The organism is Nostoc sp. LEGE 12447, assembly GCF_015206985.1.
Taxonomy (GTDB): domain Bacteria; phylum Cyanobacteriota; class Cyanobacteriia; order Cyanobacteriales; family Nostocaceae; genus Nostoc.
In genome coordinates, this window is sequence record NZ_JADEXT010000041.1 from 38332 (window position 1) to 63125 (window position 24794).

Annotated in this window: 18 protein-coding genes; 6 read left to right on the forward strand and 12 right to left on the reverse strand. The window is 41.1% G+C overall.

Going from position 1 to position 24794, the window contains the following annotated elements; translation table 11 throughout:
* Positions 1-19: 19 nt before the first annotated feature.
* The 5 genes from IQ274_RS28790 to IQ274_RS28810 all read right to left on the reverse strand — a co-directional run bounded on the left by IQ274_RS28790 (position 20) and on the right by IQ274_RS28810 (position 4690).
* On the reverse strand, positions 20-226 hold the full coding sequence (locus tag IQ274_RS28790) for a cytochrome P450 (protein ID WP_194144257.1): 207 nt from the start codon (positions 224-226) through the stop codon (positions 20-22).
* Positions 213-1772, reverse strand: a complete 1560-nt coding sequence (locus IQ274_RS28795) for a GMC family oxidoreductase (protein WP_194144258.1) — start codon at positions 1770-1772, stop codon at positions 213-215. Before IQ274_RS28795 ends, IQ274_RS28790 begins: the two co-directional genes overlap by 14 nt.
* Positions 1773-2136: 364 nt before the next feature.
* Positions 2137-2466: a DUF4278 domain-containing protein gene (locus IQ274_RS28800; protein ID WP_194144259.1), complete on the reverse strand. Its 330-nt coding sequence runs from the start codon at positions 2464-2466 to the stop codon at positions 2137-2139.
* Between the two features lie 416 nt (positions 2467-2882).
* Positions 2883-3557, reverse strand: coding sequence for a response regulator transcription factor (locus IQ274_RS28805; RefSeq protein WP_194144260.1), 675 nt, complete (start codon positions 3555-3557; stop codon positions 2883-2885).
* Entirely contained in the window at positions 3554-4690 is a 1137-nt protein-coding gene (locus IQ274_RS28810; RefSeq protein WP_228058421.1) for a response regulator, read from the reverse strand. The genes IQ274_RS28805 and IQ274_RS28810 overlap by 4 nt, the downstream gene beginning before the upstream one ends.
* A gap of 333 nt (positions 4691-5023) precedes the next feature.
* Here IQ274_RS28810 and IQ274_RS28815 point away from each other — a divergent pair, with 333 nt between their 5' ends.
* The 5 genes from IQ274_RS28815 to IQ274_RS28835 all read left to right on the forward strand — a co-directional run bounded on the left by IQ274_RS28815 (position 5024) and on the right by IQ274_RS28835 (position 16435).
* Positions 5024-8749 (forward strand): ATP-binding protein, encoded by a 3726-nt coding sequence (locus IQ274_RS28815; protein ID WP_194144261.1) that lies wholly within the window; start codon positions 5024-5026, stop codon positions 8747-8749.
* A gap of 2 nt (positions 8750-8751) precedes the next feature.
* Positions 8752-9546 carry a response regulator gene (locus IQ274_RS28820; protein ID WP_228058422.1) on the forward strand — a complete coding sequence of 265 codons (795 nt, stop codon included), beginning with the start codon at positions 8752-8754 and terminating at the stop codon, positions 9544-9546.
* 147 nt (positions 9547-9693) lie between these two features.
* Complete coding sequence (locus tag IQ274_RS28825; RefSeq protein ID WP_194144262.1) at positions 9694-15654, forward strand: hybrid sensor histidine kinase/response regulator; 5961 nt, start codon at positions 9694-9696, stop codon at positions 15652-15654.
* A gap of 379 nt (positions 15655-16033) precedes the next feature.
* On the forward strand, positions 16034-16207 hold the full coding sequence (locus IQ274_RS28830; protein WP_194144263.1) for a hypothetical protein: 174 nt from the start codon (positions 16034-16036) through the stop codon (positions 16205-16207).
* Between the two features lie 75 nt (positions 16208-16282).
* Positions 16283-16435: a hypothetical protein gene (locus IQ274_RS28835; protein WP_194144264.1), complete on the forward strand. Its 153-nt coding sequence runs from the start codon at positions 16283-16285 to the stop codon at positions 16433-16435.
* 209 nt (positions 16436-16644) lie between these two features.
* Here IQ274_RS28835 and IQ274_RS28840 read toward each other — a convergent pair whose 3' ends face one another.
* The 6 genes from IQ274_RS28840 to IQ274_RS28865 form a co-directional block, all read right to left on the reverse strand.
* Positions 16645-18198 carry a GMC family oxidoreductase gene (locus IQ274_RS28840; protein ID WP_194144265.1) on the reverse strand — a complete coding sequence of 518 codons (1554 nt, stop codon included), beginning with the start codon at positions 18196-18198 and terminating at the stop codon, positions 16645-16647.
* A 76-nt stretch (positions 18199-18274) separates the two neighbouring features.
* On the reverse strand, positions 18275-19087 hold the full coding sequence (locus IQ274_RS28845; protein WP_194144266.1) for a glutathione S-transferase family protein: 813 nt from the start codon (positions 19085-19087) through the stop codon (positions 18275-18277).
* A gap of 66 nt (positions 19088-19153) precedes the next feature.
* Positions 19154-19630, reverse strand: coding sequence for a hypothetical protein (locus tag IQ274_RS28850; RefSeq protein ID WP_194144267.1), 477 nt, complete (start codon positions 19628-19630; stop codon positions 19154-19156).
* Positions 19631-19733: 103 nt separating this feature from the next.
* Positions 19734-20048 carry a DUF4278 domain-containing protein gene (locus tag IQ274_RS28855; protein ID WP_194144268.1) on the reverse strand — a complete coding sequence of 105 codons (315 nt, stop codon included), beginning with the start codon at positions 20046-20048 and terminating at the stop codon, positions 19734-19736.
* A gap of 149 nt (positions 20049-20197) precedes the next feature.
* Positions 20198-20371 (reverse strand): hypothetical protein, encoded by a 174-nt coding sequence (locus IQ274_RS28860; RefSeq protein ID WP_194144269.1) that lies wholly within the window; start codon positions 20369-20371, stop codon positions 20198-20200.
* An 89-nt stretch (positions 20372-20460) separates the two neighbouring features.
* A complete protein-coding gene (locus tag IQ274_RS28865) occupies positions 20461-20727 on the reverse strand; it encodes a hypothetical protein (RefSeq protein WP_194144270.1) in 267 nt (88 codons plus the stop codon).
* Between the two features lie 370 nt (positions 20728-21097).
* On the opposite strand from IQ274_RS28865, the gene IQ274_RS28870 reads away from it, so the two are divergent.
* The gene (locus IQ274_RS28870) at positions 21098-23812 is read left to right on the forward strand and encodes a CHAT domain-containing protein (protein WP_194144271.1); all 2715 of its coding nucleotides are present in this window, start codon (positions 21098-21100) and stop codon (positions 23810-23812) included.
* Between the two features lie 36 nt (positions 23813-23848).
* Here IQ274_RS28870 and IQ274_RS28875 read toward each other — a convergent pair whose 3' ends face one another.
* Positions 23849-24622, reverse strand: coding sequence for a DUF928 domain-containing protein (locus IQ274_RS28875; RefSeq protein ID WP_194144272.1), 774 nt, complete (start codon positions 24620-24622; stop codon positions 23849-23851).
* Positions 24623-24794 lie beyond the last annotated feature (172 nt).

Sequence of the window (24794 nt, forward strand, 5' to 3'; positions counted from 1 at the left end):
CTTCTGGCTTCAGCCTTTGCTAGAAAATTACGGGTAACGAATCGAACCCTTTGAAAACTAGGCTGGTATGTCTAGGAATAGCTTGCTTATCGGGATCGAATCTGAGATTCGGCAATCTTCTAAGTAATGTGGTGAAGCAAGTCGTTAACTCCATGCGAGCTAAAACAACTCCTAAACAAAAGTGAATACCTGGAGCAAACCCAAGGTGTTCGTTAGGCGATCGCACTTGTTAAAGCCGCTTGCTTTGAAACTCGACGAGTGGCTTTAATCAAATCGGCTGCCTTTTCGCCAATCATAATTGTGGGCGCGTTGGTGTTTCCTGTAGTGATAACTGGCATAATTGATGCATCTACGACACGCAACCCTTCAACTCCATGTACCCGTAATTCAGGATCTACCACTGATTCAGAGTCAACGCCCATTTTGCAAGTGCCGACAACGTGATAATCGGTATCACACGCTTTGCGGATATAATCTCGGATTGCTTCGTCGCTAGTTGCGTCAGCACCTGGAGCAACTTCCTTGCCCCGAAACTCATCAAATGCGCTTGAATGAGCCAACTGACGCGCAATTTTAATTCCTTCTACCAAGACTTGCATATCTTCCTCACTTTCGAGAAAGTTCATGCGGATAACGGGTGGGTCTAGTGGGGAAGAAGAACGCAGACTAACACTACCTCTACTTAGGGGATGGGTAATAGATGGTGCAAAAGTGAATCCTGGCCCAGAACGGGCATACTCAGGCTGTACGAAGATGACTGGCCCAAAGTGAGTTTGTAAAGAAGGCACAGTATCTAGGCGACTTTTGGTATATACAAATAAAGCAGCTTCGGCAATGTTACTGGTTGGGGCAACTTCCAAATCCTGAGTAGCTTGGTAAGCTACGTGAACTTGAAGGTGGTCTTGGAGATTTTGACCTACACCTGGTAAATCAACGACTACTGGAATATCGAATGCTCGCAGATGTTTGGCTGGGCCAATCCCAGAAAGCATCAGCAATTTTGGTGAATCGAACGCGCCAGCAGAAAGAATAACTTCTTGATTTACGCGGACTTGGTACAGCGTTCCGTTGTGCAGATACTCTACCCCAACTGTGCGTGTCCCTTCAAATAGTAAACGAGTGGCGATCGCATGAGTGGTGGTTGTCAAATTGGGGCGATCGAGAATGGGCAACAAAAATGCAATTGCGGTACTTTGCCGCTTACTGTCTTTAATATGTACTTGGGCAAGTCCTGCGCCTTCCTGATGTGCGCCGTTGAAATCAGGATTATGTCCGTAGCCCTTTTCAATAGCGGCATCAATTAACCGTTGTGACACTACATTTGGGGCCACCGGATCGCTCACAAATAGTGGGCCATCGACCCCGTGGAATTCAGATACTCCTCGCTGCTGGTTCTCAGATTTTTTGAAGTACGGCAATACATCTTGATAACTCCAATCTGGATTGCCTAACTCTTGCCAGTGGTCAAAATCGCGGCGGTTGCCTCGCATATAGACCATACCATTGATAGAACTGGTGCCACCCAGAACTTTACCGCGCGGAGAATAGAGTTTGCGCCCATTCAGGTGCGGTTCTTCCTCAGAAGAATACGCCCAGTCTACTTCAGTACCCCATAGTTTGGGCCAGTCCGCAGGAACCTGAATCTCAGGTTTGGTATCAGGGCCACCAGCTTCGAGTAACAAAACGGTTGTTTCACTATCTTCTGTGAGGCGGTTGGCGACGACACAGCCTGCCGAGCCAGCACCAATCACAATATAATCATATTTACTCATAATTTTCTCCTTATATAATTGCAATCCTAAGAAATTTTCAGGGTACAATCCACCTTGATATAGATAGTCTGCCTCGCTTAAATAAATTGAGGCAGAGTGAACGTCTCGTAGATCAGACTGCGATCCTCTCACCGCTTCGTATCTATGCCTGGCTAATACTTTTGATTGCAAGCAGCTATTGCAAATCAGATTCACTCTGCTTCTCACTTAAGCTGCTAAAACTTTATGAAAACTAGATCCTATTTCTTAAATACCAGACTGAATATATGTTGCTTAAGCCTTACTAATACCAATTCTCTATGAAGGTGCACAGAATAAAACACTTGAAACTCCATTCCGGACAAGAAAATTATTCTATGCAGCCTCACATAAATTTGGTATAAGGTGATGTTGTCAACTGTGGCAGTGTGCCGACTTCTAATGAATTTACTGATTGAGTCATTAGGGTAACTTCTCTCTGCGTATTTTTACTTACTAAGTAGTTAATTCCTCGATAGCTCAACTTATAAGTTGCTGGTGCTAAAGGAACTTCCGCAGTCTTAGTATTGGGATCAACACGATAAGTAATCCCACGGTAAATCACATTATAAGCTGGTCCAAATTGAGAAACTGGCTGGAATGGCTGTTCTATTTTTCTGTTTTCAACTTTCTTCGTGTCGTATTCATAACTAGTGCCGCGATAGTAAAGTTTCATTTTTTTGCCTCTTGATATATTACAAAATAAGTTTGCTTGTGGCGTGGTCAAAGTAGCTTTTTAGCTAAATGTCGCAATCTAATTAAAAACTCATTGGAGCGAATTTATACATTTTTAAATTAAGATAATTATGTGAATCAGCTATAATTTTTTTCATATCCTTGTGTGACTGCGATATTTATTTGCCTCACAATTAAAAGAATAAGTTGAGCCAGCTAGCAAGGTCTATGTCATGAGCGGAAACTGCATTTCCAATTTTGGAAACTACACTTTTAATTGGAGAAATAGGAGCGAGGGAAAACTTTTTAATTCTACAAGCAGGGCTGACGCATACTACTGTCTATTTGTACAGTAGATAACTTCTAACAGATTTGTGAAATGCTGGATTTAGTTATGCGATCGCAATGAAGAACCGGTTACTGATTCTCTAGAAAAGAGAGATACGTATTGGCAACGATCGCTGCTTGAGTGCGATCGCGCAAATTCAGACGAGTCAAAATGTGTGAAATATGGTTTCTGACTGTTCCTTCAGAGAGGAAGAGCGCTTGGGCAATTTCTCGGTTACTAGAACCTGTTGCAATCATTTTGAGAACCTGCATTTCGCGGGGTGTGAGTTCTGCAAATCCCGGTGGGAGCTGTTGGGGTTGATTTGGCTCATTGGAAGGTGTGGTGGCAGCAATTTTTTCTAAAATGCCAGGACCAAACTGAGTGTAGCCTTTATAGATGCAACGGATGGCTTCTGCCAGTTCCTCCGAAGGGGTATCTTTTAACAAATATCCTTTTGCTCCAAAGCGGATGGCTTCTGCGACGTATTTGGCATCATCAAAGGTGGTAAGTACTAAAATTTTGCTAGCCGGAAACAGTTGGCACAGCTGTTGAGTAGCAGTAACACCATCCATGACTGGCATCCGAATGTCCATGAGAATAACATCTGGTGGCTGAGATTTGGTGTGTAGTATTTTAACCAAGTCAATGGCTTGTTGACCGTTACTAGCTTCTGCAACTACTTGAAAGTCGGGTTTGATTTCTAGCAGCGTTTTCAAACCCCGGCGGACAATTTCTTGATCTTCGACTAGTAAAACCTGAATCATACTGTCATTCTAGGGAATTTGGCTGTAATTTTACAACCATTACCAAGCTCGCTGGTAATTTCCAGTTGTCCAGCTAGTGCCAAGACTCGTTCGCGCATCCCTTGTAGTCCAAAGCCAGTTTGGTTTCCATTAATACAAAAGCCCCTACCGTTATCTTGTAGTGTAAGTGAAAGTTCAGTAGGTGTTGTTTGAATCTGTAAGTGAACTATTGTAGCTTCTGCATGTTTACAGATATTGGTCAAACCTTCCTGTACAATGCGATATACAGCTGTATTGACTGAGTTAGAGAAAGGCAAGGACATCTCGATATGACATTCGGGTGCAATTCCTGTAGTGTAGTGAAATTCGTGGGTAAGGGTTGCGATCGCCACCTCCAACAACTCACCTTGTAAAGGATCTGCCCGCATATCTGTAACAGATTGGCGAACGGCGTTCAAAGCCTGAGATCCTAATTGTTTAGCTTCAACAAGAAACTCATAAGCCTTTTGTGGAGCATCTTTCCAAAGGGTAAGCGCCGTTTCCATTTGAATGTTCAGCGCCACTAAAGAGTGTCCCAAAGAATCATGGATATCACGAGCGATGCGATTGCGCTCTTCTAAAGCGCTCATTTTTTCAATGCGCCCGTTAAGTTCCTGTTCTTGTATTAGCAATCTACGTAGCTCTGCTTGTGTTTGTTGTAAGTGGTCATTTTGTGCTTGCAATATCCTTTGCATCTGGCGAAGAGAGAGTTGAGTCTGAATACGAGCGAAGACTTCCTCTTCTTGAAACGGTTTAGTAATATAATCGACACCCCCAACTTCAAAGGCTTTGACTTTATCCAAAACTTCATTGAGCGCACTGATGAAGATGACAGGAATATCCCCAGTAAGTGGATTGGCTTTGAGATGTTGACAGACATTGTAGCCATCCATCCCAGGCATATTAATATCTAAGAGAATTAAATCTGGTGGTTGAGCTTTCGCTCCCATAAGAGCAGCTGAACCACTCATCACTGCCCGTACATCATAGCCGCGATCGCTCAACAAGCCGGACAATAACCGGAGGTTGTCCGGCTGGTCATCAACGATGAGGATGTCTCCTTTGGATTGACTAGAATTTATTTGAAGTCCAGAGGAATATACAGTGTTGGTCATAAAGTCATTCTAAATCATGACGTAAAAAAATCTAATTTGATTATTCCTTGTACTTTAAAACTCATGAAAGTTTGTTGTAGAAGTTTTTGTGGTAAGGTAGTTTGGATTTGATTTCTCCCTGAATCGATAGCTCTAAATTAGCCTAAATAAATATTTGCCGACATCGAATAAATGTCATGTTGAGACCATTACATTTGTCACTTGCGAGTTGATTAACTTTTTGTTGAATCCGACCGGGTGCAAATTGACTTTTACTAGAGAAAGTTGAAGAATAATCGTTAAGCCTTGTTGATTTTGGATCTTGTGTGTGGAATTGAACCGAGGATACCAGTGATGATTACTCTCCCAAACATTGAGGTTCACTCCCAAATTTATTTAAGCGCGAATTCAGTTGTGTACCGAGGGGTAAGCAAGCCAGGTAACACACCAATCATCCTGAAAGTCCTCAAACAGGACTATCCCACCCCTGAGGAACTTACTCGCTACAAGCAGGAATATGAAATCACTTCTTCCTTAAATGTAGAAGGGACGATCAAGGTTTATAGCATCCAAGAATATCAAAGAACACTGGTGATGCTTTTGGAGGATTTTGGCGGGGAGTCATTAGCAAAATTGCGTTCACAATTGCCAGGGTTTAGCCCGATGCCCTTGGCTGATTTCTTGCGTTTGGCGATTCAAATTACACAGGGATTAAGTAATATCCACAGCAGCAATGTCATCCATAAGGACATTAACCCCAGTAATATCGTTTTCAACATAGCTACTGGGATGGTGAAAATTATAGATTTTGGGATTGCGACGCGATTTGCCCGCACCAATCCGAGTTTTAAAAACCCGAATGTTCTAGAAGGCACCCTCGCTTATATCTCGCCGGAGCAAACGGGGAGAATGAACCGGATGCTGGATTACCGCACGGATTTTTACTCACTGGGAGTTACCTTTTACGAACTGCTAGTTGGGCAATTGCCTTTTGTAGCAACAGATGTACTGGAATTAGTACATTGTCATATTGCTCTTGAGGCAGTTCCACCCAACCAAGTGAATGCAGAAATTCCTGAAATTGTCTCCAGCATTATTATGAAATTAATGGCGAAAAATGCTGAGTCACGATATCAAAGCGCTTGGGGAATTAAAGCCGATTTAGAAGCATGTCTGCACCAGCTAGAAAACACAGGTGGAATGGAAGGGTTTCAATTAGGTAGTCACGATGTTTATGATAAGTTTCAGATTCCGCAAAAACTTTATGGACGCGAAACTCAAGTAGAGAAGTTATTAGCGGCATTTGAGCGCATCAGTACAGGGTCAAATTCAGTATTAGATGCATCCGCAAAGAGCAAGCCTCAAAGTGAGATGATGCTGGTCACAGGCTATTCTGGCATCGGTAAATCAGCCCTAGTGCAAGAAATTTATAAACCGATTACTCAAAAGCGCGGTTATTTTATTACAGGGAAATTTGACCAGTTTGGGCGTAATATTCCTTACTCTGCAATTGTGAGTGCTTTTGGCTCATTAGTGCGGCAACTGCTGAGTGAACCAGAAGCTTGTTTACAACAGTGGAGAGAAAATATTCAAGCCGCTTTGGGTGCGAATGGGCAAGTAATTGTTGATGTGATTCCTGAAGTCGAACTTATAATTGGCAAACAGCCACCAGTCCCAGAAGTTGGGGCAACTGAAGCTCAAAATCGCTTTAATTTGGTTTTTCAAAAGTTCATTCGGGTGTTTTGTGCAAAAGAACATCCCTTAGTCATTTTTCTGGACGATTTGCAGTGGGTAGACTCGGCAACGTTGAAGTTAATTGAGTTGATGAAGAGCGATCGCTCTTCACAATATTTGTTTTTGATTGGAGCGTATCGGGACTCGGAAGTTAACTCAACTCATCAATTAACAATCACTCTTGAGGTGTTAAGAAAAGCGGGGACAAAAATTAATCAGATTACTTTAGCGCCGCTTGAGTTGTCAGCTGTAGCTCAATTAATTGCTGATACATTACATAGTGACACTGCTTGGGTTCAACCTTTAGCAGAGTTAGTCATAAATAAAACTGATGGGAATCCCTTCTTTGTGAATGAGTTTCTCAAAACTCTGTACGCTGAAAATCTACTGAGCTTTGATTTTGCGAGTCGCACCTGGCGGTGGGATATAGCTCAAATTTATGCCAGAGATATAACCGATAATGTGGTGGAATTGATGATTGACAAGCTCAAACAGTTGCCACCCTCAACCCAGAACGTATTAAGTTTGGCAGCTTGTGTTGGTGCTAATTTCAGTTTAAATATACTTGCTATTATCTGTGAAAAAGCACCAGATAAACTTTACCCCGAATTGGTTGTAGCCGTTTACGCAGGAGTCATCCTACCCACATCTGAGTTAGATGCTCAATTATTAATTCAAAATTATAAATTTTTGCATGACAGAGTTCAGCAAGCGGCTTATGCCTTAATTGATGAGAACCAAAAACAAATCCTTCACTTACAAATTGGTCGCAATTTGTTGCAGAAGACTACACACTCGACATTATCAGATCAAGTCTTTGAGATAGTGGATCATCTAAATATTGGCATTGAACTTCTCAGCGAGCAATCAGAACGTTCGCAAACTGCTAAACTGAATTTGTTGGCAGCAAAGAAAGCAAGAGCAGCATCAGCATACAGTGCGGCATTGAGATATTTAATCAGGGGGATAGAGTTGCTGACCGATGATAGTTGGCAACAGCAATACGATCTCAGCTTAGTTTTGCATGAGGAAGCGGCAGAAGCAGCATACCTTTGCAGAGACTTTGATGGAATGGAGAGATGGGGAAAGATTGTTTTAAAAGAAGCCAAAACCTCTCTGGATCTACTAAAAACTTATGAGGTTAAAATTGCAACTTGTGTGGTGCAAACAAAACTAGTCGAAGCTGTCAAAATAGGGCTACAAGCGTTAGAGCTACTGGGAGTGAGTTTACCAGAGTTGCCAACAGCGTTGGATGTTCAGCAGAAACTAAAGGAAGCAAAGACTGCTTTGATTGGGAGGAGCATAGAAGATATCACAAAGCTGCCTAGCATGACAGAAGCAGACAAGTTGGCAACCATGCGTATCTTATCGAATATGATTTGTCCTGCTTATCAAGCTGTGCCTATATTATTGCCGCTGATTGTGTGCGAACAGTTGAATTTATCTATCAAACATGGAAATTCGCCTTTTTCTGCCTTTGCTTATGCTAATTATGGAATGATTTTAAAAGGTGTAGCTAACGATATTGAGGGATCTGATCAATTTAGTCAATTGGCTTTAAGTCTAGTTGAAAAGTTTAATATTAGGGACATAAAATGTAAAATATTTCTGATAATCGCATTGTGCATAATTCACGGAAAAAATCATCTTATAGACACCATTATAGTTTTACAAGAAGCGTACTCTAGTGGCATAGAAAATGGAGATTTTGAATATGCCAGCTATGCTGCAATGATTAAATGCCTTAACTTATATTTTAGTGGTCTAGAGTTGACAGAACTCAAACGGGAGATGGACTTGTGGTGCCATGCCATCGCTCAACTGGAGCAAGAAAATAACTTAGATCAAAATCAAATGCACCGCCAGGTAGTCCTTAACTTGCTTGGAGAAGTTGAAAATCCCTGTCGTTTAGTTGGTGTTGTCTACAACGAAGAAGAATCAATACCGTTTTATTTGGCTGTTAATGGCAAAACTGCACTTCATTTCCTTTATCTTCACAAACTAATTCTTTGCTATCTGTTTGAGGAGTTTACTGAAGCCGTAGAAAATGCAAACTTTACTGAACAGAATTTAGAAGGCGCGACAGGAATGATAACTGTTTCTGTATTCTATTTATACGATTCTCTGTCGCAAATAGCAATATATCCATCTACTCCCAATTGGGAACGAGGACATCTGCTCATCAAGGTAACAAGCAACCAGGAGAAGATGCAAAAATGGGCGCAACATGCCCCGATGAACTTTCAACATAAATATGACTTAGTTCAAGCAGAGAAATCTAGAGTTTTAGGTAATATTCTGGAAGCTGAAGAATTTTATCAAAGAGCAATTAAGGGACTGGTTTAGGATTGGCGATCGCTCGCTCGTTTGTACAATTGATGGGAGGCGACATTACTGTGAGTTCTTCTGTAGGGTACGGCAGTGCCTTCAAGTTTGATATTTGCGTATCTTCAGTTGAAACTCCCCAAACCCAAGCACCACAATCAACTCGTCGTGTGTTGGCTCTACAACCAAATCAGCCTAAGTATCGCCTTTTAATTGTGGATGACCTGCCTGAAGGTCGCCAACTACTGATGAAGTTGCTTTCTCCTTTTGGTTTTGAACTGCAACAAACAACTGATGGTCAACAGGCAATTGAAGTTTGGCAAAAATATTCGCCGCACTTAATATTTATGGATATGCGGCTACCAGTACTCAATGGGCTTGAAGCTACAAAACGGATTAAATCCACTAGCGCAGGTCAAGGTACAAAGATTGTGGCTGTAACTGCCTCGTCTTTAGAGTCAGAGCGGGTTGCAATCCTGGCTGCTGGTTGTGATGACTATATCCGTAAGCCATTCCAAGAGGCTGATATTTTCAATACTATATCTCAGCATCTTGGTGTGCTATATATCTATGATGAACCTGCTGCACCACCCGCAACTGAAAACAAGCCATATACTATAACTCCTACTGCTCTAAGTGTCTTAGGGGTTGATTTAATTGAACAGTTGCATTCTTCTGCTAAACGGGTAGATGGCAAGCAAATTCTGAAACTGATTGAGCAAATTTCCCATAATCATGCTGATATCGCCTCCAGCCTGACTTATTTGGTCGATAACTTTTGTTTTGAAGAAATTGTTACTTTAACTCAACTAGACTAGGCTAGGGCAAGATTATTACATTCAGTTGTAACTTTTTTTTGAACCCTACAGGTGCAAATTGACTTTTACTAGAGAAGACTGAAAAATAATCGTTAAGTCTTGTTGATTTTGGATCTTGTGTGTGGAATTGAACCGAGGTGCAGCGTGATGATTAATCTACCTTTAGTTGAGGTTCACTCCCAAATTTACTTAAGCGCGAATTCAGTTGTGTACCGAGGGGTAAGCAAGCCCCATAACACACCAATCATCCTCAAAGTCCTCAAACAGGATTATCCCACACCTGGGGAACTTACACGCTACAAACAGGAATATGAAATCACTCGTTCTTTAAATGCAGAAGGAACGATCAAGGTTTATAGCATTCAAGAGTATCAACGAACACTTGTAATGCTGTTGGAGGATTTTGGCGGGGAGTCATTAGCAAAATTGCGTTCTGAATTGTCCGGGTTTAGCCCGATGCCCTTAATAGAATTTTTACGCTTGGCGATTCAGATCACAGAGATATTGGGTAATATTCACAGTAGAAATGTCATTCATAAGGATATTAACCCCAGTAATATTGTTCTCAACAAAGCTACTGGGACGGTGAAAATTATCGATTTTGGGATTGCGACGCGATTTGCCCGCACCAATCCGAGTTTTAAAAACCCTAGTGTCCTAGAAGGCACCGTCGCTTATATCTCGCCGGAGCAAACGGGGAGAATGAACCGGATGCTGGATTACCGCACGGATTTTTACTCACTGGGAGTTACCTTTTACGAACTGCTAGTTGGGCAATTGCCTTTTGTAGCAACAGATGTACTGGAATTGGTGCATTGTCATATTGCTCTTGAGGCTGTTCCACCCCACCAGGTGAATGCAGAAATTCCTGAAGTTGTTTCCAGCATCATTATGAAATTAATGGCAAAAAATGCTGAGGAGCGATATCAAAGTGCTTGGGGAATTAAGGCAGATTTAGAGCAATGTCTCCACCAGCTAGAAAACACAGGTGGAATCGAAGCGTTCCAATTAGGTAGTCACGAGATTTATGATAAGTTTCAAATCCCGCAAAAACTCTATGGACGCGAAACCCAAGTTGAGACGTTATTAGCAGCGTTTGAGCGAATCAGTACAGGATCAAGTTCAGTAGTAGATGCATCTGCAAACTGCAAGCCTCAAAGTGAGATGATGCTTGTTACTGGCTATTCTGGCATCGGTAAATCAGCCTTAGTGCAAGAAATTTATAAACCGATAACCTCTAAGCGCGGTTATTTTATTACAGGCAAATTTGACCAGTTTGGGCGTAATATTCCTTACTCTGCAATTGTTAATGCTTTTGGCTCATTAGTGCGGCAACTGTTGAGTGAACCAGAAGCTTGTTTACAACAGTGGAGAGAAAACATTCAAGCAACTTTGGGTGCGAATGGGCAAGTAATTATTGATGTGATTCCTGAAGTCGAACTTATAATTGGCAAACAGCCACCAGTCCCAGAAGTTGGGGCAACTGAAGCTCAAAATCGCTTTAATTTGGTTTTTCAAAAGTTCATTCGGGTGTTTTGTGCAAAAGAACATCCTTTAGTTATTTTTCTGGACGATTTGCAGTGGGTAGACTCGGCAACGTTGAAGTTAATTGAGTTGATGAAGAGCGATCGCTCTTCACAATATTTGTTTTTGCTCGGGGCGTATCGGGAGGAGGAAGTTAACTCAACTCATCCATTAAGGATGACCCTCCAGCAGTTAAAAAAAGTAGGAACAACAATTAATGAGATTACTTTAGAGCCTTTGGGGTTAAACGCAATCGCTCAATTAATTGCCGATACATTACATAGTGACACTGCTTGGGTTCAACTTTTAGCAGAGTTGGTCATAAATAAAACTCATGGGAATCCCTTCTTTGTGAATGAGTTTCTCAAAACTCTATACGCTGGAAGTCTGCTGAGTTTTGATTTTACAAGTCGCACCTGGCAATGGGATATCGCTCAAATTCATGCCAGGGATATAACTGACAATGTGGTGGAGTTGATGATTGGCAAGCTCAAGCAACTGCCACAATCAACGCAGAATCTATTAAGTTTGGCAGCTTGTGTTGGTGCTAATTTCAATTTAAGCATCCTCGCTATTATCTGTGAAAAATCACCAGATGAACTTTACCCCGCGTTAGTTGAAGCAGTTCACGCAGGAGTCATCCTACCCATATCCGAATTAGATGCTCAACTATTAATTCAGGATTATAAATTCTTGCATGACCGCATTCAACAAGCGGCGTATGCTCTGATTGAGGAAAATCAAAAACAAATCCTTCACTTACAAATCGGTCGCAATCTGTGGCAGCAAGCAAGCGAAACTTTATCAGAAAATGTCTTTGAAATCGTTGACCATCTCAATTTCAGTATTGCACTGGTGATTGAGCCAGCAGAACGAGAAGCGATCGCACAGTTGAATTTAATCGCAGCAAAGAGAGCAAAAGCGGCGACAGCTTATAATGCCACATTAAGATACTTGACTATGGGGATAAAATTCCTAACCGTAGATAGTTGGCAACATCAGTACGCTCTCAGCTTAATTCTGCATGAGGAAGCGGCAGAAGCAGCATACTTGTGCAGTGACTTCGATGAAATGGAGAAATGGGCAACAGTTGTCTTGCAACAAGCCAAGACTGTTCTGGACAAAGTGAAAGTTTATGAGGTCAAAATTCTAACCTGCATCGCGCAGAGTAACAGACTCGAAGCCGTCAAGATAGGGCTACAAGTTCTCGAACAGTTGGGGGTGAGTTTCCCTCAGTTGCCTACTCATCTGGATGTTCAGCAGAAGTTGGAAGAAACAAGAGCTGCTTTGAGGGGGAAGAGTATAGGGGACTTGATTAGCTTGCCTGTGATGACAGATAAATACAAACTTGCAGTCATGCGGATCTCATGTAGTATAGGCGCTGCTACCTATCAAGCTGCACCGATATTGCTACCACTGATTCTGTGCGAACAGATAAACTTATTGCTTGAGTATGGTAACTCTCTCTTTTCTGCTTTTACTTATGCTGGTTACGGACTTATTTTAAGTGGGGTAGCCAATGATATTGATATTGAAACCGCTTATCAATTTGGTAAATTGGCTTTAAATCTGATTGATAGGTTCAATTATACAGAACAAAAGTGTAAGATAAATTTTATAGTTGCAAAGTTCATAACACATATAAAACATCATGTAAAAGAGGCTTTATCACTTCATGAAGAATCTTACTTTAGCGGCATAGAAAATGGAGATTTTGAATATGCTAGCTATGCCGTAAGGACTAAAGGTGAATATTCATACTTTAGTGGTCTAGAACTGACGAAGTTGGAACAGGAGCTTGCTTTCTGTTATCAAGCTTTAGCTCAATTGGGGCAGGAAAATGTCTTAACTCAGAATCAAGTTGATCATCAAGTAGTTCTTAACTTACTTGGAACGGTTGAAAATCCCTGCCGTCTACAAGGTGAAGTATACGACGAAGAGAAAGCACTCCCCCTTTATTTAGCTGCCAATGACAGAACTACAATTCATTACGTTTATAGCCATAAGCTTATCCTCTGTTATCTATTTGAAGACTTTAATGCAGCCGTAGAAAATGCCAGATATGCTGAACAGTATTTAGAAGGTGTGACAGGAGCGCTAAATGTCCCTATATTCTATTTCTATGATTCTCTGGCTCGTCTGGCGATATCTCCATCTATTTCCAGCGCAAAACAAGAAAAGTTACTCCTCAAGGTGAGCAGTAATCAAGAAAAAATGCATAAGTGGGCACACCATGCGCCGATGAATTTTCAGCATAAATACGATTTGGTTCAAGCGGAAAAATTCAGAGTATTGGGTAATATCGTTGAGGCTGAAGAATTTTATCAAAGAGCAATTGTTGGAGCAACTGATAACGAATATATCCAAGAAGAAGCATTAGCTTATGAGTTAGCAGCCAAATTTTATGAATCGCGTGGCTTCTCAAAGTTTGCTTCTACTTATATGAAAGAGGCGCACTATTGCTATAAGCGCTGGGGAGCAAAGAGCAAGGTAAGGGATTTGGAAACTAAGTATCCACATCTGCTGGCTACTTCATCAGCAGGGAGGAGCAGTATTATACACATAGACACCGCAATCCCTCACACGACAACTGACACTAGTTCAAACAAAGATTTGGATTTAGCTACAGTTATCAAAGCATCGCAAGCAATTTCCGGTGAAATTGTTCTCGAAAAGTTACTCGCAACTTTGATGAAAATCTTAATTGAGAATGCTGGAGCGCAAACGGGTTACTTGCTTTTAGAAGCTGAAGGACAATTGCTAATTGAAGCTGTTGGCAAGGTTAATGATGAACAAGTGAGTGTTTTGCAGTCAATCTCCATTGATGATTGCCTACCAACATCTATCATTAACTATGTCGCACGCACTCATGAGAATGTAGTCTTAAATGATGCAACATACGAGGGCAACTTTACTAGTGAGCCTTATATTTCGGTGCATCAAACTAAATCGATTTTGTGTACTCCACTGCTTAATGGTGGTAGACTAATTGGCATTCTTTACCTAGAAAATAATCTCACAGTTGGGGCATTTACAAAAGAGCATTTGTCAGTGCTAAATTTGTTATCCTCTCAAGCTGCAATCTCAATTGAAAATGCCACTCTCTACACGCAGTTAGAGCAAAAGGTACAACAGCGCACTGCTGAACTCGCTCAAGCCACAGAGCAAGCACAAGTTGCAAATCTTGCTAAAAGCGCTTTTTTAGCAAATATGAGCCATGAACTTCGGACTCCCCTAAATACGATTCTGGGCTTTTCCCAATTGCTCAATCGCTCAAATAAATTGTCTCAAGAATCCCAAGAATATTTAGAAATAATCAACCGCAGTGGTGAACATTTGCTGACTCTGATTAACCAAGTTCTAGAACTATCTAAAATCGAAGCGGGACGGACAATACTTAATGAAACATCTTTCAATCTTCATCGCTTACTGAGTGAATTGGAGAATATGTTCCAACTCAAAGCCAATGATAAAGATTTATACTTGCGTTTTGAGTTGCAACCGGAAGTTCCCCAACTTATCTACACAGATGAGGTCAAACTACGTCAAGTGTTGATTAATCTGCTCTCAAACGCCCTCAAGTTTACTAAATCCGGGGGTGTGTCGGTGAGAGTATCAGTTTTGTCAGATGAATTATCAGTAGTCGAAGACAAGGGACAAGAGAAAATCCACTTTGAAGTTGAAGATACTGGTGTTGGTATTGACCCTCATGAGTTAGAGCAGCTATTTGAAGCCTTTGTACAAACTCAAACTGGTATTCAATCGCAACAAGGGACTGGTTTAGGATTGGCGATCGCTCGCTCGTTTGTACAATTGACGGGAGGCGACATTACTGTGAGTTCTTCTGTAGGATACGGCAGTGTCTTCAAGTTTGATATTTGCGTTAGCTGTATTGAAACTGAGCAAATCAAAAGCCCACGGCTTCCTCGTCGCATTTTGGCTCTACAACCAAATCAGCCCAACTATCACCTTTTGATTGTAGATGACCTGGCTGAAGGTCGCCAACTACTGATGAAATTACTTTCTCCTTTTGGTTTTGAACTGCAACAAGCAACTGATGGTCAACAAGCAATTGAAGTTTGGCAAAAATCCTCGCCGCACTTAATCTTTATGGATATGCGGCTACCAGTACTGAATGGGCTGGAAGCTACAAAACGGATTAAATCCACTAGCGCAGGTCAAGGTACAAAAATTGTGGCTGTAACTGCCTCGTCTTTAGAGTCAGAGCGGGCCCAGATTCTGGCTGCTGGTTGTGATGACTATATCCGTAAGCCATTCCAAGAGGCTGATATTTTCAATACTATATCTCAGCATCTTGGTGTGCTATATATCTATGATGAAGCAGTTAACACACCATCTGCAACTCAAAACAAGCCAGATATTTTAACTTCTAGTGCTTTAAATGCTTTGGGGGTTGATTTAGTTGAACAGTTGTATTCTTCTGCTAAACGGGTGGATGGCAAGCAAATCCTGAAACTGATTGAGCAAATTTCCCATAATCATGCTGATATCGCCTCAAGCCTTACTGATCTTGTCGATAACTTTTGTTTTGAAGAAATTGTCGCTTTAACTCAACCAGACTAGAACAATACTCCCCAGCCCGGATTTCTTGTCGGCTAAATTTTGTGCTTACTTGCACCCGCCACTTATGTGCAATTTGTATAGGCACGAACCTGTAATCAAATCTGACTTTTCACGGTATGTCACCCCGTTTGCTCAAGCGTGTTCCCGCAGTTTTGGGCCAGAGCATTTTATAACTAGTTAGTGCTTTATCAAAGCATACTCGTCGTTTGAAACACACTGCGATTTATTTGATGAACTGATGACAGATGTCATGGTAACACCATGACATCTATTCGATGTGAATAATATCTGTTTCCTATAAATTAAGGCTATCGAGTCAAGGGACACCTGAAATTCAAATTTTATCAGCAACGCCTTAATTTATTTTAGGAGGAGAAACATGGCTCAAATATTATGCCTTTTACAGAAATGTTTTCGGAAAAACATCGTTATTTACATTGCCCTTTGCTTACTATTATTTATCCCCGAAATAGCTTTAGCCCAAAAGGACAATAATTTTGACGATCCTCCACCGCAGACTTCAGGTAGTTCAGGCGGTTCTAGACTGAAGTAGCTGAAGTCTGAGGCGACTTCAAATAAACATTGTTATTTTATCTCTCTTTTTGGGAAGTACTCTGGTTAAGGACAGGTGAATTTTAATTATCGGCATCGGGTAAATATTTTCGAGCCGCAGACGATCAGACAGAATAATTTACACCACTCTCAAGTACTATCGCCCTTGCTTACTTTTGCACGTATTGCTCAAATTTCAATTGAGCGATCGCTTATACTTGTGCCATAAAGTATTTGTTCATCAAACTCTCATCTGATGGTAATTATTAAAATACGTAAACTTGATGAGCATAGGCGTAGCCTAATGTCTAATAACAAGCCCTTCAGATTCGGGGGTGACGCTCCTAACGTCGCTAACGCTTCGCTAATGCAATCGACATAAACCCCCTTCGCGGAACGTCTCGTAGAGAAGACTGCGATCTCTTCAACGCTCTACATCTATGCACTTGTTAAGGCCGCTTGCTTTGAAACTCGACGAGTGGCTTTAATCAAATCGGCTGCCTTTTCGCCAATCATAATTGTGGGCGCGTTGGTGTTTCCTGTAGTGATAACTGGCATAATTGATGCATCTACGACACGCAACCCTTCAACTCTATGTACCCGTAATTCAGGATCTACCACTGAATCAGAGTCTGTTCCCATTTTGCAAGTGCCGACTGGATGCCATATAGTATCACACGTTTCTCTGACGTAAGCTTCAAGTGCTTCATCACTAGTTACATCAGCACCGGGAGCAACTTCGTCACCTCGAAAGTCATCAAAGGCAGTTGAGTGTAACAGTTGACGAGTAATTTTGATTCCTGTAACCAGCTTCTGCAAATCGGATTTACTTTGGAGATAATTCATCCGTATTACAACTGGGTCATGGGGTGAAGCAGAACGCAGAGTGAGATGGCCACGGCTTTGAGGATTCGTTAGACAGGCTGTAGCTGAGAATCCTGGCCCTTCACGGGCATAAGCAGGATGTGTCCACAAAACAGGGCCAGAGTGAAACTGTAAATCTGATGAAGTATCTAAACGACCTTCAGTATGCAAGAACAATCCAGCTTCGGCAATATTACTAGTTGGGGCAGGTTGCACATCCTGAGTTGCTTGGTGTGCAACGGCGACAGTAAGGTGATCTTGGAGGTTTTGACCAACGCCTGACAAATCAACAACTACAGGAATGCCTAGCGATCGCAGATGTTCTGCATTGCCAATCCCAGAGAGCATCAGTAGTTTGGGCGAATCAAACGCGCCAGCAGAAAGAATTACTTCTTGATTGACAAAGGTTTGGTGTACCGTTCCTTCGTGCAGATATTCCACTCCAATTGTGCGCGTTCCCTCAAACAGTAACCGAGTAACTAATGCACCAGTGGTAACTGTTAAGTTGGGACGATCCAAAATGGGTACTAAAAATGCTGCTGCTGTACTGTGCCGCTTACCATCTTTAATAGTCAACTGGTAAAGTCCGGCTCCTTCCTGTTGTGCGCCATTAAAATCAGGATTAAGCTCATAACCAAGTGTGACTGCTGCTTCTATAAATCGATATGATGTTACTTCAGGTGCTAAGGAATCTGTGACACTCAGCAATCCATCTGCTCCATGAAATTCGGATGCGCCATGCTGCTGGTTTTCAGATTTCTTGAAATATGGCAACACATCTTGGTAACTCCAACCCGGATTGCCTAACTCTTGCCAGCGATCGAAATCATGCCGACTGCCGCGAATATAAATCATGGCATTGATTGAACTGGAACCACCTAGGGCTTTCCCACGCGGACAATAGATTTTACGGTTATTTAGGTAAGGTTCTTCTTCCGTAAAATATGCCCAGTCTACTTCAGTACCCCAGAGTTTTGTCCAGTCTAGAGGAGCTTGATGCTCTGGTTTCTTAGCCGGATTGCCTGCTTCGAGTAATAACACGGTTGCTTTACCGTCTTCTGTGAGGCGGTTGGCGACAACGCAACCCGCCGAGCCTGCACCAATCACAATATAATCGTATTTAGTCATCAGCTTATCCTTATTCTGTAATTCGGCTGTCTGTACTTGATTAACTTTAGTTAGCAATAAACGGAAATTTATAACTTTAACAAGCGATGCCTGCGGTGGTCACTGAGCTTGCCGTACCCCTCCGGGGAAGCAAGCTACGCGCAGCGTCTTGTAGAGAAGTGCGGGCTACGCCTACGCTAAAAAACTTATGAGACATTCGCTCATAATGCTGGCAAATATTTGATCGCCCAAGCAGATAATCAACGATTGAGCTTTCAAAGCGTGGCTGAAGGAAATTACCAATGTAGCCATAGGCAGTGGCATCTAAGGTTGTGGGTTCGTCTCCCATAAAAAATGGTTTGTCTGCCAGAAAGTCTGAAAGGGCTTGAAAATCAGCACAAATAATTTGACTGATTTCTTCATGACTGTGACGACCGATTCCATGACTGTGCATCTGAGAGATTATCGTTTTACGAAACTCGTCAGCAAACGGTTCTGATACTTCTAGTGGTGTCTCAGGGAAGAGCGCACGCGCTACTAATACTCGATAGTGTTGCCAGTTTTCTTCTATTCCGAAGCGAACTTCGGCTGCTCCCCAGAGAGTGTTCTCTTTGAGCATACGGCGGAACGCTAGAGAGAGCGATCGCTCAACGGAACTCAAACTAGCATCGAGATCAATCCCTTCTGTTTGCTTAAACATCTCAATGATTAAGAAGGCATCACCTATCAGTTTTCCCTGATAGTCGATGAAGGGAATTTTACCCTTGGGGGCAATCTCAAAACTTTGTGCTGTTACAATGACCTTTTCGTAGGAAACCTTTGCCATACGGAACCAAGTTTCCAGTTCTAGACAGGGTGGGCTGATGCTAGGTAGATCCTCAAAGGATGTTGCAGTGTATAAGCTAATCATTTTTTCAAATTCCTTTATGCGGCTAAAACAGGTTTACAATGAATGCTGAATATTGCATTACTTGCTCTAAACTGGAGCCATAAGAATTGGCTGACCAAGCACTTGTTCAACTATCTGAGGCTTGATAGACTGCAAATACCAAGTTGCAAGTTCAGGGGTCAAAAACTCGAACATTAGCCAGTTCTCAACCCAAAACTCAATCACTTTGAACGGACCACGGTCGCAAAGCGCAACTTGCCAATCCTCACGCCTACCAATTTGCTCAATCTGCTGTTGACTAGCAGGAACAGAAATCGCGGCATGAGTTGCTACAAAATCAGGTGAATTGGAAGTTTGAATTATTTTGCTCAGTTCTGTGTCCGAACTGGGAACGCACACAGATCCTAAAGGAAACACTTCAATTCCAGTGCCATATTCATCAAACGAAAATACAGCGTAGCTTCCGGGATTAGGAAAATTAAATACCTTAGCATGACAAATTTCTGCCAGTACGCTAGCAACGTGAAGCGGGTTTTGAGCAGCGATGGAAATGTGATGAATCATCAGAATTACTCCGTTAATTAATTTTAATTGAGAAACTTACTCGTAGGATAAAAGCTAATCCAATCTCTTGAATACTAGACTGAACCGTATTAGTTAAGCCTTACTAGGATCGTGTTGTCAGCGCTGACTGCGTACCAATTTGTAATGGATTTGTCGATTGATTAATTAGAGTAACTTCTCCCTGTGCATTTCTATTCACCAAGTAGTTAATTCCTCGATAGCTCAATTTATAAATTGCTAGTGGTAAAGGAACTTCCGCAGGCTTGGCATTAGGATCAACACGATAAGTAACCCCACGATAAATCAAATTATAAGCTGCTCCAACACCAGACGCTGGTTGAAAAGGTTTTTCTGTTCTTCTGCTGGCAATTTTTGAGGAATTTAATTCGTAGCTGAGACCGCGATAGAAAAGTTTCATATCTTACCTCGTTAATTTTGAATAAAGATGTAGTTATTTATGTAATCAAAAGCATTAAAGAAGAGTTTTATTCTTTGCTAGCTGGATAAAAATCAACCTGTCTAACTAACACAATTAGTTTTAACTCTTCTTGCAATGCCTAACCTTTGCTAGTTTTTAATCCATTTTGCAATTAACCGATTACGTTCTCCGTCAAATTCGCTTACCCAGATCATAGAGAGTTTAGTTTGAGTTATTTTTGTATTCTGGTTTAGAGGCGTGTCTAGCAATACTGCTAGCTGTGGTTTAGATAAAGACTTGTTAGAAGTACTTAAAAGTTGCATAAGTTTGTACCTTTGATTGTTTGATAACTGTTAGTAATTAGAAAAATCTTCGCTCTAATTCGGCGAAGTTTAGTAGAGAAAATATCTGACTACATCCACCAATAAAAACGGCTTTTCGTTGTTAGAGATTTTTTGTTGATTTCTTTTGATTGGCAATTATCTAATTCTGCTGCCAAAGCTGTCTTGTTTAAAACATTAGGTAAATATACAGGTTGGCTAGTATTTGAGCTTAGAATGCCAATGACATCTTCATGATTTGACGATTTGCTTTTTCTGAATTGTTTACTACCTTGATAAAACAGTTGAATATATGAAGCAATAGATGATTTTTTAGAATGACTCAGGTAAAACAGCATAAGTTTTTTCCTCAAAATGTAATGGCAATAGATAATGACTTACGCAGATATAGAAATTTATTTCTGTGCGCGAAGCCTTTTTAAGATAGAAATAAACTAAAGTATCGCGTTAGGATACTAAGGTGAAAACCATGCAACATTGACGTACTAGCTGTTCGCTTTCGTTGCATAATCTCAGAATAGATAAATTTAATTAGAAATACATCGTCAAGCTGGGAAATTAGTTTTCCAATATTGGAAATTTACTGGGGCGTATCTGCGAACTGTCTTATTAACAAAAGGTTAACAGAGAAAACAAGGGGACTTAGGCATTTGGGGAGAACGCCACTCATCCTGTAAAATTCACAGGTATAGTTTCCCTTATGCCATTATGCAACGCTTGCCATATCGTATTCGTCGCGTTTGGGCAGTTCTCTTCCTCACAACACTAACCTTCTGTTTGTGGTTAGCACATCCTTCCCTAACAATTGGGCATAAGGGAATATTGGAAATAGCAACAGCCCAATTGTCAGGTTTAACACAGCCAGTGCAGCAAGGACTTGAGTTATACCAAGCTGGCGATATTCAAGGGGCAATTAAGTCTTGGCAAGTAGCCCTTTTAAATCAACAGCGTAATAGTAATTATTCTGAAGAAATAGGTGTCCGAACATACCTTGCTAGAGCATACCAACAAGTAGGACAAATACCTGAAGCGATCGCTCAATTAAAAGAAGTTATTGCCTACTATCATCAAATAAACGAGCCGATCAAAGTAGGGCGGATGCTGACAGAACAGGCTCAACTCTACAGTAGCTTGGGACAGCACCGACGGGCAGTTACGATTTTGTGCGGTCAAAATCAAAGTGATGCAACCTGTACTCAAGATAGTGCCATAGAAATTGCCCGCCACCATTCAGATTATCTTGGCGAAGTAGCCGCTTGGGGTAGTTTAGGAAATGCTCATCGTCTCCAAGGCGAGTATGAGCAAGCTATTTCTAATTTTGAACGTAGTGATGAAATCGCCAAGCGTGTTGATAGTCAAACTTATATAGTGTCTAATCTGAATGGTTTAGCGAATACTTATGCTAGTCTTGCAAAGAGCAATCAGCATCGTGCCAAATTTGCCAGTGAGGTAGGTGATAAAAAAGCTGCCAAAAAATACCAGCAATACACTGTTGCTAATGATAACCAAGCTGTACATTATTTTGAACAAAGCCTAAATCTAGCCCGTAGTCAGAATGATAAAGTTAATGAACTGCGATCGCTACTAGGTTTAGTGAAGCTTTATCACCACCAACATAGTCAGGATAAAGCCATAGTTAACAATACATTACAGCAAGCTCTAATCGTAGTAGAACAATTGCCTGACTCACGCGATAAAGCATACACGGTAATTCAACTTGCTAATCTTTTACAAATCGTTAACCAAAAGAGCGAGTCGATCAGTATTGACCCTGCAATTCAATGCTTAAAGTCAGAATCGTTATCTAAGTCTATTGAATTACTTAACAAAGCTGTAGCAATTACTCAAAAAATACAGGATCGAGAAGCAGAATCCTTTTCTAAAGGGCGATTAGGCCACATTTACGAATGTGGGCAGGATTATCAACAAGCTCTAAATTTAACTCAACAAGCGCTAATTGGTACTGTTGCTGATGAGAACCTTTACTTGTGGGCATGGCAGGCGGGACGATTATCTAAAGCTACAGGTCGAGTGAAAGAAGCAATTACTTTTTATGAAAAGTCTATTGACAGTCTCAAGAGTATCCGTAGTGATTTAATCATACAACAGCGAGATTTACAGTTTGACTTTCGAGACAACGTTGAACCAGTCTACCGCGAGTTGCTGGAGTTACGCCTAGAGCAAACTAATAATCTTGTTCAAACATCAGATATTCAACAGAATTTGGAGTTAGTACTTCCAATAGTAGATGAGTTAAGGTTAGCAGAACTACAAAACTATTTAGGTAATAATTGTGATTTAGCCTTGAGTCAGAAACCAGCGCCACTAGTGGGCAAAAACACTGCCGTCTTGAGTTCGATTATTTTGAAAGAACATCTTGCAATCATTCTCACGTTAGCTGATAAAGAGCAAAAAATTAAGTCAAAAGTTTTTTGGATACCTGTTAAAAATCAAGAAGTTAGAGACATTATCAATGACCTACGAATCAAACTAGAAAAGCGTTCCGACTTGGAAAATACTTATCAAGCTAGAGCAAAACAAGTCTATGACTGGTTTATTCGTCCTTTTATCAGCGATTTAGAAAAAGAAAAAATTGAAACTTTAGTGTTTATACAAGACGGAATTCTTCGGAGTATCCCTATAGCTGCACTGTTTGATGGTAAGCAATTCTTGATTGAAAAATATGCGATCGCTTTTGCTCCGGCATTCACTCTGACAAATCCTCTACAGTCTAATCCGAAGAGATTACAGGTATTAGCTTTTGGCTTGACACAACCAGCTACCGTCGAAACAGATGCTGGTTCAAAATTTTTTGAGCCGCTTACCCAAGTCCAATCAGAGTTGAAAGCGATTACAACGAGTTTACCTAAAAGCAAGGGCTTACTGGATCAAGACTTTACACGTGAACGCTTGGAAAAAGAGTTAAAAGAAAACACTTACCCAATAATTCACCTAGCGACTCACGGCAAGTTTGGTATTGATGATCGAGAAACGTTTTTAGTAACTGGAAAAAAAGTGACTACAAATCCTCAAAAATCAGTTACAACCGGGACTTACAATGAAAAACTGACATTAAACGACCTTTACGAACTTATTAATAGCACTCGTATTAAAAACCAACCGATTGAGTTACTAACTTTGACAGCCTGTGAAACAGCAGTAGGAAGCGATCGCGAAACTCTGGGTTTAGCTGGTATCGCTATCCAAGCCGGATCTCAAAGTGCTATAGCAACTCTTTGGAAAGTTGATGACGCAGCAACAGCGCAACTGATAGCTAAATTTTATCAAAGCTGGCATAGCGGAATGAGTAAAGCTAAAGCCTTACAAAAGGTTCAAATAGCTTGGTTGCAAGCACATAAGCAGCAAATTGAAAGTCACCCTGGATATTGGGCACCGTTCATTCTCATTGGTAACTGGCTTTGATTCTTTGATTCCTACATCTGTGAAAATTTTGTACTACTAACGTTGCAATTGATGGATTGTACTATTTATCAGCGCTGCTTTAGTTTGTTCTCTCAATTCGGTTTGAGTTCCAGCTGCTACCTGTTCTAGGAGAGACTTTCTTAATTCTTTCAGAGTCGGTTCATTGTTTGAACTTAAAGCAATTTCTACAGTTTTGTACCATAGATCAGCTTTTTTGTAGAGATTCGCCATCTTTAAAAGATCATTGCTCTGGGAGAGTTGGTTATTCAATTCTGGCAGAGGTGAAACTACTTTCATTGCTGCGATCGCAAATGGATTACCTGAAGGACGATTAGCATCGCAAACCAATTCGACTTGCCAAAGATATCTTCTGCCAACTAACAGTTCTAGACTAGGCAGAGATAGAATCATGATTCCTGGAGAACTTTTAAAATTTTCATCTTTAATTTCTTTTACCAATCTAGATTGTTTAGTAGCTTGATCGTACTCATAAAGGCGAAACTCCATCTGCCAAGAGCTAGTATCTTTCACAAACCAAGCAAATGTAGGACTGTTTGCCAAAGTTTGACCGTAACTTTGAGTAGGTGCAAGTAAGATGATATTTGGAATACTACTTGAGGGTGCCTCACTTTCAGTTTCACATCCCCTAGAACCGCCTGAAGTTCCTCTAGTTTGAGGAGGGGGATCGTCAGAATTATTGTTACCGTTAGCTAAGGCTGTTGTAGGCATTAATAACAACAAGCCCAAAGCAATGTAGTTAGTAAAGTTGTTCTTCAAACATTTTTGCAAAGAGCGTTTTCTGTTAACCATGTTCTCTAATAATTTGCTAAAAAGAATCTTAATAAAATATCTGGCTTAACCTGAGTTCGGGATAAGGAAAGGGACAGGTAGTAAGCTGAAAATAACGAAAATCCAGCAACCTGCCCTATGTTTAGTTTAGATGTTTTGTTTTGCCACGTAGATGATTTCTGTCAAGCATTTG